Source organism: Streptomyces sp. NPDC101191 (assembly GCF_044767915.1).
Taxonomy (GTDB): domain Bacteria; phylum Actinomycetota; class Actinomycetes; order Streptomycetales; family Streptomycetaceae; genus Streptomyces.
Window position 1 is genome coordinate 1 of the sequence record NZ_JBIWOU010000021.1, and the last position, 1253, is coordinate 1253.

At 71.6% G+C, this 1253-nt stretch carries 1 protein-coding gene; it reads left to right on the plus strand.

Annotated elements, in window-relative coordinates; all coding sequences use genetic code 11:
- Nucleotides 1–1253, plus strand: a 1253-nt coding sequence (locus tag ACIRQF_RS38065; protein WP_404099608.1) for an acetyl/propionyl/methylcrotonyl-CoA carboxylase subunit alpha, incomplete at both ends; no start/stop codon positions are given.

The following is a 1253-nucleotide window of genomic DNA, read 5'->3' on the forward strand; positions in this document are numbered from 1 at the left end:
CAGGCCGTGCTGGACGCCGGTCTGACCTGGATCGGCCCGCCGCCGCAGGCGATCCGTGACCTCGGCGACAAGGTCGCCGCCCGGCACATCGCCCAGCGCGCCGGCGCCCCGCTCGTCGCGGGCACCCCCGACCCCGTCTCCGGCGCCGACGAGGTCGTCGCCTTCGCGAGCGAACACGGCCTGCCGATCGCCATCAAGGCCGCCTTCGGCGGCGGCGGCCGCGGCCTCAAGGTCGCCCGCACCCTCGAAGAGATCCCCGAACTCTACGACTCCGCCGTCCGCGAAGCCGTCGCCGCCTTCGGCCGCGGCGAATGCTTCGTCGAGCGCTACCTCGACAAGCCCCGCCACGTCGAGACCCAGTGCCTCGCCGACACCCACGGCAACGTCGTCGTCGTCTCCACCCGCGACTGCTCCCTCCAGCGCCGCCACCAAAAGCTCGTCGAGGAAGCCCCCGCCCCCTTCCTCTCCGAAGCCCAGAACGCCGAGCTCTACACCGCGTCCAAGGCCATCCTCAAGGAAGCCGGCTACGTCGGCGCCGGCACCGTCGAATTCCTCGTCGGCCTCGACGGCACCATCTCCTTCCTCGAGGTCAACACCCGCCTCCAGGTCGAACACCCCGTCACCGAAGAAGTCACCGGCATCGACCTCGTCCGCGAGATGTTCCGCATCGCCGACGGCGAGGAACTCGGCTACACCGACCCGGCCATAAGGGGTCACTCCTTCGAGTTCCGCATCAACGGCGAGGACCCCGGCCGCAACTTCCTCCCCGCCCCCGGCACCGTCACCACCTTCACCCCGCCCACCGGCCCCGGCGTCCGCCTCGACGCCGGCGTCGAATCCGGCTCCGTCATCGGCCCCGCCTGGGACTCCCTCCTCGCCAAACTCATCATCACCGGCGCCACCCGCGAACAGGCCCTCCAGCGCGCCGCCCGCGCGCTCGCCGAGTTCACCGTCGAAGGCATGGCCACCGCCATCCCCTTCCACCAGGCCGTCGTCACCGACCCCGCCTTCACCGCCGACCCGTTCCGCGTCCACACCCGCTGGATCGAGACCGAGTTCGTCAACGAGATCAAGCCCTTCGCCCCCGCCGGCACCGAAACCGACGAGGACGAAACCGGCCGCGAGACCATCGTCGTCGAGGTCGGCGGCAAGCGCCTGGAGGTCTCCCTCCCGTCGTCCCTGGGCATGACCCTGGCCCGCACCGGCCTCGCCGCCGGCGCCAAGCCCAAGCGCCGCGCCGCCAAGAAGTCCGG